We start from the raw sequence: 14,397 nt of genomic DNA, 5'->3' as shown, positions 1-14,397 counted from the left end.
TGAGCGGCGCCCCGCTCCCGGAACAAACCGTCACGACAGCAACACCCACGCAGTACCCCATGGTTGAAGCCATTGAACTCGCACCGGATTACTACCTGAGCAACTTCCGCGCCCTGGTGGATTTTGTCGTGGCCCGGTATGAGCGGCTGCTGTCAGCGGCGGAGCTGGAGTTTTACACCAAGTTCGAGGCGCTGGAACTCGACAGCCAGCGGCTGTATGTGCGGCTGCTGTCGCGCAAGGGCGTGCCGTCCTCCCGGGGTGCACTGTTCCGGCTCGGCAAACTGAACTATGCCGAGATCGATGACCTGGCTCAGGCGGCGCACCAGCTGGTGGAGGGCGGCCTGCTGCAGCGTGATCCGGTCTTGGCGCTACACGAATACCTGCCACTGTTCAGCAAAGCCGAGTTGCTGGCCCTTAGCTCCACTCCCCTGCCCCAATCGCTGAAACGGCCGGCCGTGGAACAGGCCCTGCTGCAGCAGGAGTCGGAATCACCGGCACTGCAGGGTGCCCTGACCGCCGCGGACACCCTGCTGGCGGTTCAGGCGGCGGGGCATTTCGAGACCTTCAAGCTGTGCTTCTTCGGCAACCTGAACCAGGACCTGACCGACTATGTGTTGCGGGATCTGGGGCTCTACCGCTATGAGAAATATCCGTTGGACGGGGAAAACCTGCCGTTCCAGAGTCGCGCACAGATCGACCAGCACCTGCGCTATTACGACTGCCTGGAGCAGTTGGAAACTGCTCTTGAGGCCGGAGCCGAGGAGATACAGGCGCTGGCGGAGCAGCTACCCGACGGCATCGACAATGATGCCACCCTGCACCGGCGGCTGGACCGGCTACGGCTGACGCTGGCCCGGCAGCTGGAGCGACTGGAGGCCCTCGAGGCGGCAGATCAGCTGTACCAGTGCTGCGCTCGGCCACCCGCGCGGGAGCGCCGCGCACGGATCGCCGTCAAACGCGGCGATATCGATACGGGGCTGGTGCTGTGCCGGGAAATCCTCGCCGCGCCCCACAATGAAGCCGAGCGGGTATTTGCCGAGAGCTTCGGCTACCGAACGGCAAAAAAGGCACGGCGACTGGCTGGCTGGCAGCCACCGGCCAAATATCAGCCGCCGACGGAAACCGTTACGCTGCCACCGGCGCCGGAGCGGGTGGAACTGTTGGCCGCCGCATTCCTGGAACAAGCGTCACCCGACGTAGAAGCCGGCCAACTTGCCCACCGGTGTTTCTACGTGGAGAACACCCTGTTCAACGGCGTGCTCGGGCTCTATGTGTGGGACATCCTGTTCAGCCCGGTTCCTGGGGCATTCTTCAACCCATTCCAGGTGGCGCCCAGCGACTTCCGTACACCAGACTTTTATCCGCAACGGCGGGCGGTTTTCGAACAGCGTCTGGCCGAACTCGACAGCGAGAACTTGGCGCAACGGGTGTGGCGGAACTATCGCGAGAAATACGGTATCGCCAATCCGCTGGCAGCTTGGGAAGCCCTGCCAGAGCCCTTGCTGGCACTGGCACTCGCGCGCATTCCGGCCGAACACTGGCGGCGGATTTTCGAGCGCCTGCTCGGCGATATCGCCCACCACCGCAACGGTCTCCCGGATCTGATTCTGTTTCCGGCAGCCGGTGGTTACGAGCTGGTGGAGGTAAAAGGTCCCGGCGATCGCCTGCAGCAGAACCAGCAGCGCTGGCTGGCGTATTTCGCCCGGCACCAGATCCCCCACCGGGTGTTACATGTTGAGTGGCAACAGCCATGAGCGGGGTGGAAACAGCCGTGAGCGGAGCGACGGCACCCGAGCGAGACAGCACAACCTCCCTCTGCGACAGCGCAACCCTGCGGGTGTCGGTCGGCGAGCTGGTGGCGTTTGCGTGCCGTCGCGGCGACCTGGTCGGCGATGGTCCTTCTGGACCTACGGCTCAGGAAGGCATTCGCGCGCATCAGAAATTGCAGAAACAGCGCCCGCCGGGTAGCGAGGCCGAGTACCGGCTGGAGGTGCAATGGCAATGTGAGGGACAGACACTAACCCTCGGCGGCCGGGTGGATATCCTGCATCCGCAGACAGATTTGCACCGGCCGGTACAACTCGACGAAATCAAGACCACCTACTGCCCGCCCGATAAATTACCGGATTCGGTACGGCAGCTGCATTGGGCCCAGCTGAAAGTCTACGGCTTCTGTTACCTGCTGCAGCAACGGGCTGACGCCGACCAATCAGGCCCCGCTGACGACCGTGTCGCGCTGCAGATGTTGTGGCACAACCTCAAAGAGAAAAAGACATATCCGGAGTTACTCGAGTTCAACTGGGCGGAACTGGAAGCTTTTACCCGTGTGGCGTTGAGAGAATATATCCAGTGGCACCGAAGCTGGCAGCAGCATCGCCAGCGGGTGAAAGCTTCGGCCCGGGCGCTCGCGTTTCCGTTCAACGATTACCGTCCCGGCCAGCGGGAACTGGCGGTGGCGGCCTACCGCTGCCTGCGCGACGGCGGCGAGCTGGTGGTGGAAGCACCCACCGGTATCGGCAAGACCGTCAGCACGCTGTTCCCGGCCATCAAGGCCATCGGCGAGGCCCAGGTGGACCAGCTGGTATACCTGACCGCGAAGAACTCCGGTCGCCAGGTAGTGCGCGAAACAGCGGCGCGACTGCACGAAAAAGGGCTGTATCTGTCGGTGCTCGAAATCCAGGCGCGCGACAAGACCTGCGCCTGCCGCTTGGGCCTGTGCAGCCGCGATGCCGATGGTATCTGCCCGCGCACCCGGGGATTCTTCGATCGCCTGCCCGAAGCACGCCGCGAACTCCTTGGCGAGCCGCTGATAACGCCGGCGGTGGTGGCGCAGGTGGCGGACCGCCTGCAGCTGTGCCCGTTCGAGCTGTCGCTGCAGATGCTGCCCTGGGTCGACCTGGTCGTGTGCGATTTCAATTATGTATTCGATCCGCTGGTGCGCATGGCGGCCCTGCAGGACCAGCGCCAGCGGCGGGCACTGCTGATAGACGAAGCCCACAACCTCGGCGACCGCGCGCGGGCAATGTACAGCGCTGCGCTGCGACGCAGTGACAGCCGACGTGCCGCGGCAGCCTGTAAAGGTTCGCATCCGACGCTGCGCCGCAGCATTCAGTCTCTGGTAAAGGCTCTCGACAAATGGATTGCGGAATGCCGGCAAAACGACACAGCAACACAAGCGAACCGGGACACCGAGACTTGGGTTACACCGTTGTCAGACGCCGACCACCGCCCGACGGCGATCAGCCGTGCAGCCCATAAAGTGATGGCGATAGTCAGCCAGTTGTGGGAGCAGTCACAGTCGCCGCCTGAGGCGATCGCGGAATGGTTGAGCACGCTGTACCGCTACCTGACGATAGAGCAGTTGCTGGCGGATCAGCACCGCTGCCTGACCCGGGCGGAAACCCGGCAGCCGCCCTGGCAGGAGCACGAACTGAAACTGCTGTGCCTGAATGCGGCCGACTACCTGCAGCAGTGTTACCAACAGTTTCACGCGGTGATTGCCTTCTCCGCCACACTGCGGCCCGCCAGTTATATCACCGGCCAGCTGGGACTGGGGGCACAGTCGCCCTACCTCGCGCTGCCATCGCCATTCCGGCCCGAACAGCTGGGTGTTTACCTGTGCCCCTATGTGGATACCCGTTATCGGGCCAGGAACCGGGCCACCGATGCGCTGGTGGAAATGGTGTTCCGCGTGTATCAGAGTCGACCGGGCAATTACCTGGTGTTCTTCCCCTCCTATCGCTTCCTGCAACAGGTGGCAGCGCGCTTCAGCGAGCGTTTTCCGGATATTGCGCTGGTTCAGCAAGAGTCCGGCAGCAGTGACCGCGAGCGCGCCGCATTCCTGGAACGCTTTAGCGAAGGCCGCCAGAGCCTGGGCTTTGCGATTATGGGCGGCGTCTTCGGCGAAGGCGTCGACTATGTGGGGGAACGGCTGATCGGCACCATTGTGGTGGGCGTGGGCCTGCCACAGGTCAACGAGGAGCAGGAACTGTTGCGCCGGGCCTGCGATGCGGGCGACTCTCACGCGGCCACTAACGGCTTCGATATTGCCTATCGCTACCCGGGTATGACCCGGGTGCTGCAGACCGCCGGCAGGGTGATTCGCAGCGAGGCCGACCGCGGCGTGGTGATACTGGCGGATTACCGCTTCGCGGACCCTTTTTACCGGGCCCTGTACCCCGACCACTGGCAACTGCGGACCTGCGGAAGCGGCGAGGCGCTGTCTGACGCCCTACACCGGTTCTGGCAACCGGTACACAACGGCTAAATGGCGCCGTCGTTGCGCAACAAGGCTGTATTAATATACAGTTTCGAGCCTGATTTACACCCTCCAGCACGTCCAGACTTATGGTGTCATCCCGACAGTTTTACCGCCGCGGCCCCATTCAACGTGACCAGCAGCCGGTCACCTTTGCCGATGTCAGGAGAAAGTTTGGCTTCAGGTCAATCAGTATCGGTCGCTGGGTCACGCAAGCGGAGCGCGATCGTGCGGCCGGCCTGTTTTACGATGCGCTCGCCGACCTGATGTCGATACTGCGGGGGCCCGAAGTGCTGATCTCCCTGCGCGCGACACTGTCGTTTCAGTACGGTATTGGCGGCCGCCCGGGAATGCTGGCGTTCTATGAGCCCGCAACCAGAACATTCTCCCTGGCGAAAAATGCCGGGCCCGGCTCGATTGCGCACGAGTGGTTTCACGCACTCGACCACTATCTCGCCGACAAAGCCTTCAGCGACACATCCGGGACTATGTACGCCTCGGAGGCGTGGCTACGCGACGCCACCCCGGTGCCCCACCCTATCAATGATCGCCTGTTCGCCTGCTTCAGGAGCATTATGCTCGACGAGGACGGCGAGGAACCGAGCGAACTGTTCCGGATTTCCTGCCAGGCCGATAAAGCCAACGGCTGTGTGTATTACAGTGATCCGGCAGAGTTGTGCGCGCGGGCCTTCGAGGCATTCGTACAGGACGCCAGCATCAGCAACAATTTTCTTGTCTGCGGAACCAAGGCCACGGAAGAAGCACGTCTCGGTCTCTACCCGAGCGGTCGTCAGCGGCAGCGTATCAATGCGGCGTTCACAGAGTATTTCACTTGTCTGGGCAGGGCCCTGCAGGCGAATTTGCAGGGTTCGCACCGGCAGGCTTGAGGGCGGTCGCACAGGGTCATCGCGAGAGCTGCGGCGACCCTGTTTTCAGTGGTCAGCTCTTACAGTTTTCTCGATAGCTCGAGTATTTCCCGGTTCAGAATGCGCTCGTTATCGCTGTAATCCACCGGCACATCGATCAGGTGCACACCGCCTTCCGCGAAGCACTTTTCGATCAGCGGTTTCAGCTCGCCAGTGCCGTCAATCCGGTGACCGTGAGCGCCGTAGGCCTTCGCGTAGGCGACAAAGTCCGGGTTGCCGAAGTCGAGGCCGAAATCGTGGAAATCCATCTGTGACTGTTTCCACTTGATCATGCCGTAGCCGTCGTCGCGCAGCAGCAGGACTATCAGGTCCATCTGCAATCGCACGGCAGTTTCCATTTCCTGCGAGTTCATCATGAAGCCGCCGTCGCCGCAGATCGCCATCACCTTGCGTTCCGGATAGACCAGCTTGGCCGCCATCGCAGAGGGCAAACCGGCCCCCATCGTCGCCAGCGCATTATCGAGCAGTACCGTATTCGGGGCGTGTGCAGGATAGTTCCGTGCAAACCAGATCTTGTACATACCGTTGTCCAGCGCAATGATGCCGTCCTCCGGCATCACATCGCGAACCTCTTTGACCAGGCGCTGCGGACGAACCGGAAAGCCGTCGTCGTCGCAGCCTTCGGAAATATGCCGTTGCAGCGCGTCACGGATACGATGCGCGTCGGCAAAGCTCCAGTGCTCCTGCGGCTCCAGCTGCTCCTTCAATTGCCACAGGCTGTTGGCAATATCGCCGACCACCTCAATCTGCGGAAAATAGACCGGGTCCACCTGGGCGGAATTGAAATTGACATGCACCACCGCCGCGCCACCGGGGCGCATGAAAAAAGGCGGCTTTTCGACGACGTCGTGGCCGACATTGATAATCAGGTCGGCTTGGTCGATAGCGCGATGGACGAAGTCGCCATCGGACAGGGCCGTGTTACCGATAAAGTGCGGGCCGGCTTCGTCGATTACGCCCTTGCCCATCTGGGTGGTGACCGCGGGAATGCCCAGCTTCTCGACAAACTCACGCAGCATCTTGGCGGTCAGCTTGCGGTTGGCGCCGGCGCCGATCAGCAGCAGCGGCTGGCGCGCAGCGGCAATCGCTTCCGCCGCCTGGCGGATGGCTTTTTCCTCGGCGATGGGGCGCCGCGTGTAGCTCGGTTCGAGCACCGGCATGGTCGAGTGCTCATGGGCGATATCCTCCGGCAGTTCCAGATGGGTGGCGCCGGGGCGCTCCTCCTCCGCCTGGCGAAAGGCCTCACGGATATGGGCGGGGATATTGTCACCACTGACGATGGTTTTGGTGAACTTGGTCAGCGGCTGCATCATGTCGACGATATCGATGATCTGAAACTGTCCCTGCTTGGAGCTCTTGATCGGCTTCTGCCCCGTGACCATTACCATCGGCATGCCACCGAGTTGCGCGTAGGCGGCCGCCGTCACCAGGTTCGTCGCGCCGGGGCCCAGCGTCGATAGGCAGACGCCGGAATTGCCGGTGAGGCGGCCGTAAGTGGCCGCCATAAAACCGGCCGCCTGTTCGTGACGCGTCACGACGAGCTCAATCTTCGATCCGCGCAGGGACTCCAGCAAGTCGAGGTTCTCTTCACCGGGAATGGCAAACACGTACTCGACGCCTTCCGCTTCCAGAGCCCGAACGAACAGATCAGATGCTTTCATTAACAAGTCCTCAGTATTGGCTGCCCTATCGGCTGTCAAAAAGCCAGCGTACAGGCCACTAGTGCACAACCCACCAAGTTACCGCAATTACACGTTCGCCGCTGCGCAGTTATCAACTACTTCAACAACAGGTCCGGTAGCCGCCCTAGCGCCGCTACTCGCGCATCGTCCCACGGATGGGCAAAGCTGATGCGAAGGCAGTTTTTAAACTGCCCTGAAACACAGAATAGAGGCCCGGGCGTGATGACAATGCCCTGCTCCAACGCCTGCGGATAGACCGCCAGCGTATCCACTGTATCCGGCAGTTCGACCCAGGCCGCCAGCCCCCCTTGCGGCACACTTACGCGGACGTCGCCCGGCCAGGTGTGCAACAGTGCCAGCAAACGATCCCGCCGCCCCTGCAGGTCATTGCGCAGGCGGCGCAGGTGAGCAGCGAAGCCGCCGTCGGCGATGAACTCCGCCACGCCCTGCTGAAGATAGCGGCTGCTGGCCAATTGAGTCACCAGCTTGAGGTGCAGAATCCGGCCGTGCCAACGCGCGCCCGAAATCCATCCAAGGCGCAGGTCACGGGAAAGATTCTTCGAGAAGGAACTGCACAGGATCACCCGATTGTCGCTATCGAAGCTTTTCAGTGGATCCGGTACCGGGCCGAAAGCGGTGTCCGCGTAGATATCGTCCTCGATCACGGCCAGGTCATGCTTTTGTGCCAGTTCCAGTAAGTGTTGTTTGGCGGCGTCGGTCATCGAGGCGCCACTGGGTGTGGCGAATGCCGGTGAGACGACACAGGCCCTCACCTTCCAGCGTTGCAGTACCTCTGTCAGCGCATCGATATCCATGCCGCTTTCGCTGGAAGTGGGGATTTCGACTACCTGCAGGTCGAGCTGCTCGATTAACTGCATCACACCGTAAAATCCGGGCGATTCCACCGCGACCACATCGCCGCGCTCGCAGCAGGCCATCAGTGCCAGAAACAGCGCATGCTGACACCCGGAGGTGATGCAGAGTTGATCCGGCTCCAACCTGGCCCCCCGCCGGGACAGGTGCAGTGCCAGCTGCTCGCGGAGGCCGGTGTCACCGGCAGGGGTATCGTAATACTGGAAATCGTCACCGCTCTGGCGCCTGAGGGCCCGGCCGATCGAGCGATTCAACGCGACAATACCCGCTGGCAGGTCTCCGCCGTGATGGTCGGGCAGCAGGTCGAAGGCCGCACCCCTGCCCATGATATCCAGCAGCAGATCGCCGGCAGTAACCGGCCGTGGCGCCTCGATGCGCGCCCGGCTGAGAGGCTGTCTGGCCGCGACCCCTCGCGGTGACACGAAGTGGCCCGCTTTCGCGCGCGCCTCCACCAGCCCGCGCGCTTCCAGCCTTTGCAGTGCATGCTGCACCGTCGCCTTTGAAACCGCGTGCTCCCGGCATAGGGTCCGGATTGACGGCAGCCGCTCCCCCTCCCGCCAGCGCTGCTCCTCGATACCCCGCAGCAACCAGGCCTCCAGCTGCTGATAACGGAAATTCTGCGCCATCTACGCTTCTCCACCCCGCAAATCTGTACCTATTGTATTTGATTTTTTTGGGCCTGACCCTATCGAGCCGATAGTCGTAGTCTGCCGGCCATCAGACACCGAGCAAGATCGCCGCGATGGAACAAATCCCAGTAGTCCAAGATTTCACGCCCACCCGAGCCAAAGACGGCAAGTTTCATGTACGACTCACCAGTGGTCGTTTCCAGAATCTCCGGCGCCTGATCAGCTGGCCACTGCTCGCGCTGTTCTTCGGGCTGGTGTGGGTGCAGTTCGACGGCCAGCCCTGGCTGCTGTTCTCGTTTGAGCAGCGCCGCATCATCCTGTTTGGCAGCGCCCTGTCCTGGCGCGATCTGTCGTTGCTGGCCGGGCTGCTGATCGCCGCGGCCTGCCTGCTGTTCTTCCTCGCAGTTGCCTGGGGCCGTGTCTGGTGCGGCTTTGCCTGCCCGCAGAGCATCTGGACCTGGCTGTTTATCCGCATCGAGGACCTGACGGAAGGCAGGGCGAGCAAGAGAGCCCGACAGGAAGGCCAGCCGCTGACGGGAATACGGCTCCTGCGGCGAATTGCAAAACACCTGCTGTGGATACTGCTGGCACTCGCCACCGCGGCCACCTTCACCGGCTATTTCATTCCGATCCGCGAGATAGTGGCGGACAGCATGCAGCTGCAGCTGTCGGCATCGGTGACCGGCTGGCTGCTGCTGATGGCGGCGCTGACGTACGCCAATGCGGGCCTTGTCCGTGAACAGATCTGTCTGCACGCCTGCCCCTACTCGCGCTTCCAGAGCGTGATGTTTGACGGCGATACGCAGACCGTCAGTTACGACGCGCGCCGCGGCGAACCCCGTGCCAGCCTGCGTAGCGGCGCTGCCAACAGCGGTGACTGCGTCGACTGCGGCCTGTGTGTGCAGGTTTGCCCGGCTGGGATCGATATTCGCGATGGGCTGCAGGCCGCCTGTATCGATTGCGGGGCCTGTATCGACGCCTGTGACAGCGTAATGGACAAGGTCAGGCGGCCGAGGGGACTGATCCGTTTCGCCTCCGAATCCCAGTTGGCGGGCAAGGACGGCCGCTTCCTCCGCCCTCGCCTGGCTGGATATGGTGCCGTCATGGTCTGTGCCTTCGGCGCGGTACTGGCTGGCTTCGCCGACACCACCAAGCTGCTGGTAGAGATCAGGCGTGATCGAGGCACCTTGTTTACGCGGCTGGATGAGCGCACGGTTTGCAACAATTACCGCATCAAAGTCGAGGGATTCATCGAGGGCCAAAGCGCGGTCGAGGTTTCTATATCCGGCGCCGGAGACTATCAGCTGTTCGGCCCACGCCAGATCGACCTGGGCGAGAGCAGCGCCAACTGGCTGCCGTACCGGATCTGCGTCCGCGATCTAACAGCACCGATGGCGGAGCTGACCTTTAACTTTCACGGCGGTTCGGCGACCACAGCGAAGAAGACGACATTCCTGAACCGGGCCTTCTAGAATAAACGGTTAGCCCGGGCGAGGTCACGGCTTGCGCCCGCGCACTTTTGCCTTGATGGCATCGTGCGCGGCCTCCTGCTCCCGCAATAGTTCACGGCGCAATACCGCGGCCTCGAAACGCTCCCGTTGCACCGCCGTCTCCGGTTCAAATTTCGGTACCGGCGTCGGTTTGCCGTCATCGTCGATGGCGACCATCGTGAAATAGCAGCTATTGGTGTGACGCACGATTCTGTTGCGAATATCTTCGGTAATGACCTTGATGCCAATCTCCATCGAGGTATTGCCGGTGTAATTTACCGAAGCGAGAAAAGTGACCAGCTCGCCAACATTAATCGGTTGCCGAAAGATCACCCTGTCCACCGACAGCGTCACGACGTAGGTGCCGGCATAGCGGCTGCCGCACGCGTAGGCCACCTTGTCCAGGTAGGACAACAGTTCTCCCCCATGCACCTTGCCGGTGAAATTGACCATATCCGGCGTCATCAGCACACTCATGCTGAGCTGGTGTTCGCGAGCTTCCATAAGCACTCCTTCTGCCGCAAACGTGCAGTTTCCCTACCTGGTATTACAGCGACAGAAATAAAGCCGTAGTACAGGAATCCGATTCACGACAGCGCCACTGGCGCGAATAACGCTGCCTCCGAAAATATTGTCATCAATTTCATGCAGTTCACCGGCGAATCTATTTGGCCGTCTCTCCCCTTTCGGTAGTATGCGCGGCTCGACGTATTGGGGGAGAGATGACCATGACCACAGGACAAAAAATTTATCAGGCCATAGAACTTTTCAGCACCGAAGAACCGCACTTTGACCGCTTCAAAATCACATTCCGTGAAACGTTAATAGACAACGGCGCGCCGGCCGCGAACGCCGAACGGATGGCGGCCGTTGCCGCCGAGACGCTGCGTAGCCACGCCGACGGCGATTATCATTTGGGCATGGCGCATATAATCACGTTCCATCCGGAGTTCGAGCAGGCAATCGACGGCAATATCGAGGCCTTCCAGGCGATGCATAAGTACATGTCCTATTACCTGGATTTCGCCGAGTTACAGCAGACCTGCGCGGTCAACTGACGGCTGTCGCGTTTGCAGTATCGGCGCGCTCGACGCGATACCCAGAGTTCCGTAGCAGGCCTCCGCTGTGCCTATCTCTCCAGATAGGCCGCGGTGGCCATGCCGCCCGCCGCACAGACACCGATGATCGCCCGCTGCGCATTGCGTCGTTCGAGCTCTAGCAATGTCGAGCCGAGGTAGCGCACGCCGGACATACCGTAGGGGTGCCCCAGCGCGATGGCGCCACCGTTCACGTTGGTGGTCTCCCAGGGCGTGTCCAGTTCGCGCTGGTTGTACAACGTGGTTACTGCAAAGGCCTCGTGCAGCTCCCACAGATCAATTTGGCTGTCGCCGAGTCCGTGGTGCCGCATCAGTTTCGTTACCGCCGGTGCGATCGCGATACTCATATCCTCGGGAGGCACCGCCGCCAGCTGCATGCCGCGGAACAGTCCGAGCACCGGCAGGCCACGCTGGGAAGCGAGGTCGGCATCCATCATCAGCACCGCTGCCGCTCCGTCCGAGAGCTGGGACGCATTGCCGGCCGTAACCGTGCCGCCCGGATTCACCGGCTCGAGGCCGGCGAGCCCCTCCAGCGTGGTATCCGGCCGCGGGCCCTCGTCTTCGGCCAGCGCCACTCGCTGCTCGCTGGTGTCGCCGCTCTCTTTATCCTTCACCAACATGGTCGTTTCCAACGGCACGATTTCTTCGGCGAACTTGCCCGCCGCGCTGGCCTCGGCGACCCGCTGCTGGCTCTTCAACACATATTCATCCTGCGACTCGCGGCTGATGCCGTATTTTTTCGCCACATGATCGGCGGTCTGGATCATGGTCCACCAGACCGCGGGTATCTGCTGCTGTAGCGGCTCGTAGATGAAATGATTCAGGTTCATGTTGAACTGCACCAGGCTGATACTTTCCACGCCGCCGGCGATCGCGGCCTTTATCTCGCCGGTCGCGATACGGTTTGCCACCATCGAGGCGGCGGTCAGCCCCGAGCCGCAGTAGCGGTTGATCGTGACGCCGGGGATATCCATACCGAAGCCCGCATACAGGCCCGCATTGCGCGCGATGTTATGCCCGGTAGCGCCCTCCGGCAGGCCGCAGCCCAGTACCACATCCTCGACTTCGTCGGTCGCCACCCCGGCCCGGCGCACCACTTCTTTCAATACATGGGCTGCCATCGGGATGCCGTGGGTCTGGTTGAAAGCGCCGCGGCGGGCCTTGGCGATAGCAGTGCGACAATAAGCGACAACGGCGACATCCTTCATGGTTGGCTCCTGGTGGCATAACCGCTATATCAATAAACATAGGTCACTGGCGTGGCGCCGAACCGCTGCGATCGGCGAACAGCACAGAGCCCGGTCAACAGATCCGTGGTAACTGCTCGCCGGCAAGTCGGTCCAGCAGGCGTTCGCAACCGAGCGAATTCTGCAGAATCACCTGCGGGGTCCTGCCGTCAGCGACGGCCCCGATCACGCGGCTGTTTGCCGTAACCGAGAACTGAGCGAGAACCGCAAGCGCACGCTCGGCCTGTTGCGCTGGCACGAAAGCGACAAAGCGCCCTTCATTCGCGACATACAATGGATCGAGGCCGAGCATTTCACAGGCGCCCAGCACCGGCTCGCAAATGGCGATGTCGTCTTCACGCACGTAAAATTGCTGGCTACCAGTCTCGGCCAGTTCAACCAGCGCCGTTGCCAAGCCGCCGCGTGTCAGGTCACGCAGGCAGTGCACGCTGATTTCGGCATCCAGTAAGGCGAGTATTGGCTCGTGCAGCGGCGCACAATCACTGAGCAGCGGCCCTTCGAACTCCAGGCTTTCACGCTTCGCCATCACCGCCATGCCGTGGCGACCAATGTCGCCGGAAATCAGGATCAGGTCCCCGGGCAGGATGCTGTGCGCACCGATAGACAGGCCGTGCTCCACCGACCCTATGCCAGCGGTATTGATATAGAGCCCGTCGCCCTTGCCCTTTTCCACCACTTTGGTGTCGCCCGTCACCAGCTGTACCCCGCTTGCGGCCGCCGCCTTGCCCATCGAAGACATCACCCTGGCGAGGGTTTGCATCGACAGGCCCTCTTCCAGGATCAGGCTGCAGCTCAGGTAGCGGGGCCTGGCACCACTCATGGCCAGGTCGTTGACGGTGCCATAGATCGCGAGTTCGCCGATATCGCCCCCCGGGAAGAAAAGCGGCGTTATGACAAAGGAATCGGTGCTGAATACCAGTTGTTCGTTTGTCAGCGGCAGCGTTGCACTATCGTGGCCCTGGGCGATCCACGGATTGTCAAAATGCGGATAGATGTAATCCCGTAACAACCGCTGGGTCAGCTCGCCGCCACTACCGTGACCGAGGCGCACAGTTTCATCTTCGGCAACCGGTAGGGGACATTCAGTGTTCATTGGCAGTGCTCCGTTTGCGATAGCGATAATAGGCGGCGCAGGCGCCCTCGTTGGACACCATGGGCGCCCCCAGCGGCTGCTCCGGGCGACAGCGCCCACCGAAATGGGGGCAATCGCACGGCTTGCTCTGCCCCTGCATTATTCGGCCGCTGATACAGCCGCTGTCGCCGGCCAAAATCGGTGTCACCGGGGCGAACTTTCTCGCCGCATCGAAGCGACTGTATTCCGCGCGCAGGCGCAAACCGCTGGCGTCGATATGGCCGACACCGCGCCAGGTCTGGCCGGTAATATCGAATACCCTTTGGAGCATTTGCTGCGCGGCAATATTGCCCTTGCGCTCCACCGCACGGACATACTGGTTCTGCACCGCACAGCCGCCACGTTCCAGTTCTCGCACGCACAGCAGCACGCCTTCGAGAATATCCAGCGGCTCAAATCCGGTGACGATAATCGGCACGCGGTGTTGCCTGGCCAGTGCCAGGTACTGTTCGTAGCCCATAATCGCGCACACGTGGCCAGCAGCGAGAAAACCCTGCACCCGCGAATCGGCAGCCGAACAGATGGTTTCAATCGCCGGCGGCACCAGGAAATGGGAAACCAGTAGCGAAAAGTTGTGCAGGCCCTTTTTTGCGGCCATAAATGCCGTCATTGCATTAGCCGGCGCGGTAGTCTCGAAGCCGATGGCAAAGAAAACCACTTCCTTGTCTGGATTCTTCTCAGCCAACTGCAGCGCATGCAGAGGCGAGTAAACCGTACGCACATCCCCGCCGGCGCCTTTGACGGCCAGCAGATCCCGCTCGCTGCCGGGTACGCGCAGCATATCGCCGAAGGAACAGAAAATGACATCGGGTATGGATGCGATGGCGATCGCCTGATCGATAACCTCCAGCGAGGTCACGCACACCGGGCAGCCCGGTCCGTGCACCAATTCGATCTGTTCCGGCAGCAGTTGTTGCAGACCGAACTTGACGATCGCATGCGTCTGTCCGCCACACACTTCCATGATGGTCCATGGCCGCGTGACGAGCCTGGCGATCTCACCCGCGATCTTTTCGGCCGCGTCGCGTTGACGGTATTCGTGCAGGAACTTCATGTTGTTGTC

Annotated in this window: 11 protein-coding genes; 5 read left to right on the top strand and 6 right to left on the bottom strand. The window is 61.6% G+C overall.

Translation table 11 applies throughout. The features are described 5' to 3' along the window. The first annotated feature begins 59 nt into the window (after positions 1-59). From BLW36_RS02520 to BLW36_RS02510, 3 genes are all read left to right on the top strand, one after another. A complete protein-coding gene (locus BLW36_RS02520) occupies positions 60-1,754 on the top strand; it encodes a VRR-NUC domain-containing protein (protein WP_091384822.1) in 1,695 nt (564 codons plus the stop codon). 17 nt (positions 1,755-1,771) lie between these two features. Beyond that, positions 1,772-4,267 (top strand): ATP-dependent DNA helicase, encoded by a 2,496-nt coding sequence (locus tag BLW36_RS02515; protein ID WP_244506103.1) that lies wholly within the window; start codon positions 1,772-1,774, stop codon positions 4,265-4,267. A gap of 80 nt (positions 4,268-4,347) precedes the next feature. After that, positions 4,348-5,145 carry a CLCA_X family protein gene (locus BLW36_RS02510; RefSeq protein ID WP_091384818.1) on the top strand — a complete coding sequence of 266 codons (798 nt, stop codon included), beginning with the start codon at positions 4,348-4,350 and terminating at the stop codon, positions 5,143-5,145. Positions 5,146-5,204: 59 nt separating this feature from the next. Here the strand turns inward: BLW36_RS02510 and BLW36_RS02505 are convergent, their stop codons facing one another. Both BLW36_RS02505 and BLW36_RS02500 read right to left on the bottom strand, forming a co-directional pair. Further along, positions 5,205-6,845 (bottom strand): acetolactate synthase large subunit, encoded by a 1,641-nt coding sequence (locus tag BLW36_RS02505; RefSeq protein ID WP_091384816.1) that lies wholly within the window; start codon positions 6,843-6,845, stop codon positions 5,205-5,207. Positions 6,846-6,961: 116 nt separating this feature from the next. Next, entirely contained in the window at positions 6,962-8,365 is a 1,404-nt protein-coding gene (locus BLW36_RS02500; RefSeq protein ID WP_091384814.1) for an aminotransferase-like domain-containing protein, read from the bottom strand. A 116-nt stretch (positions 8,366-8,481) separates the two neighbouring features. On the opposite strand from BLW36_RS02500, the gene ccoG reads away from it, so the two are divergent. Continuing rightward, positions 8,482-9,840, top strand: coding sequence for a cytochrome c oxidase accessory protein CcoG (gene ccoG, locus BLW36_RS02495; protein WP_091384811.1), 1,359 nt, complete (start codon positions 8,482-8,484; stop codon positions 9,838-9,840). A gap of 24 nt (positions 9,841-9,864) precedes the next feature. Here ccoG and BLW36_RS02490 read toward each other — a convergent pair whose 3' ends face one another. Beyond that, the gene (locus tag BLW36_RS02490) at positions 9,865-10,362 is read right to left on the bottom strand and encodes an acyl-CoA thioesterase (protein ID WP_091384809.1); all 498 of its coding nucleotides are present in this window, start codon (positions 10,360-10,362) and stop codon (positions 9,865-9,867) included. A gap of 224 nt (positions 10,363-10,586) precedes the next feature. Here BLW36_RS02490 and BLW36_RS02485 point away from each other — a divergent pair, with 224 nt between their 5' ends. After that, positions 10,587-10,916 (top strand): hypothetical protein, encoded by a 330-nt coding sequence (locus tag BLW36_RS02485; protein WP_091384807.1) that lies wholly within the window; start codon positions 10,587-10,589, stop codon positions 10,914-10,916. A gap of 71 nt (positions 10,917-10,987) precedes the next feature. On the opposite strand, the gene BLW36_RS02480 is transcribed toward BLW36_RS02485, so the two are convergent. The 3 genes from BLW36_RS02480 to hypD form a co-directional block, all read right to left on the bottom strand. After that, positions 10,988-12,163, bottom strand: a complete 1,176-nt coding sequence (locus BLW36_RS02480) for a thiolase family protein (RefSeq protein WP_091384804.1) — start codon at positions 12,161-12,163, stop codon at positions 10,988-10,990. A gap of 94 nt (positions 12,164-12,257) precedes the next feature. Then, entirely contained in the window at positions 12,258-13,295 is a 1,038-nt protein-coding gene (gene hypE, locus BLW36_RS02475) for a hydrogenase expression/formation protein HypE (protein ID WP_091384802.1), read from the bottom strand. Next, on the bottom strand, positions 13,285-14,388 hold the full coding sequence (hypD, locus tag BLW36_RS02470) for a hydrogenase formation protein HypD (RefSeq protein WP_091384799.1): 1,104 nt from the start codon (positions 14,386-14,388) through the stop codon (positions 13,285-13,287). Before hypD ends, hypE begins: the two co-directional genes overlap by 11 nt. Positions 14,389-14,397 lie beyond the last annotated feature (9 nt).

This window comes from Microbulbifer marinus (genome assembly GCF_900107725.1).
Lineage (GTDB): Bacteria > Pseudomonadota > Gammaproteobacteria > Pseudomonadales > Cellvibrionaceae > Microbulbifer > Microbulbifer marinus.
This window is presented reverse-complemented; position numbering and strand designations above follow the sequence as displayed.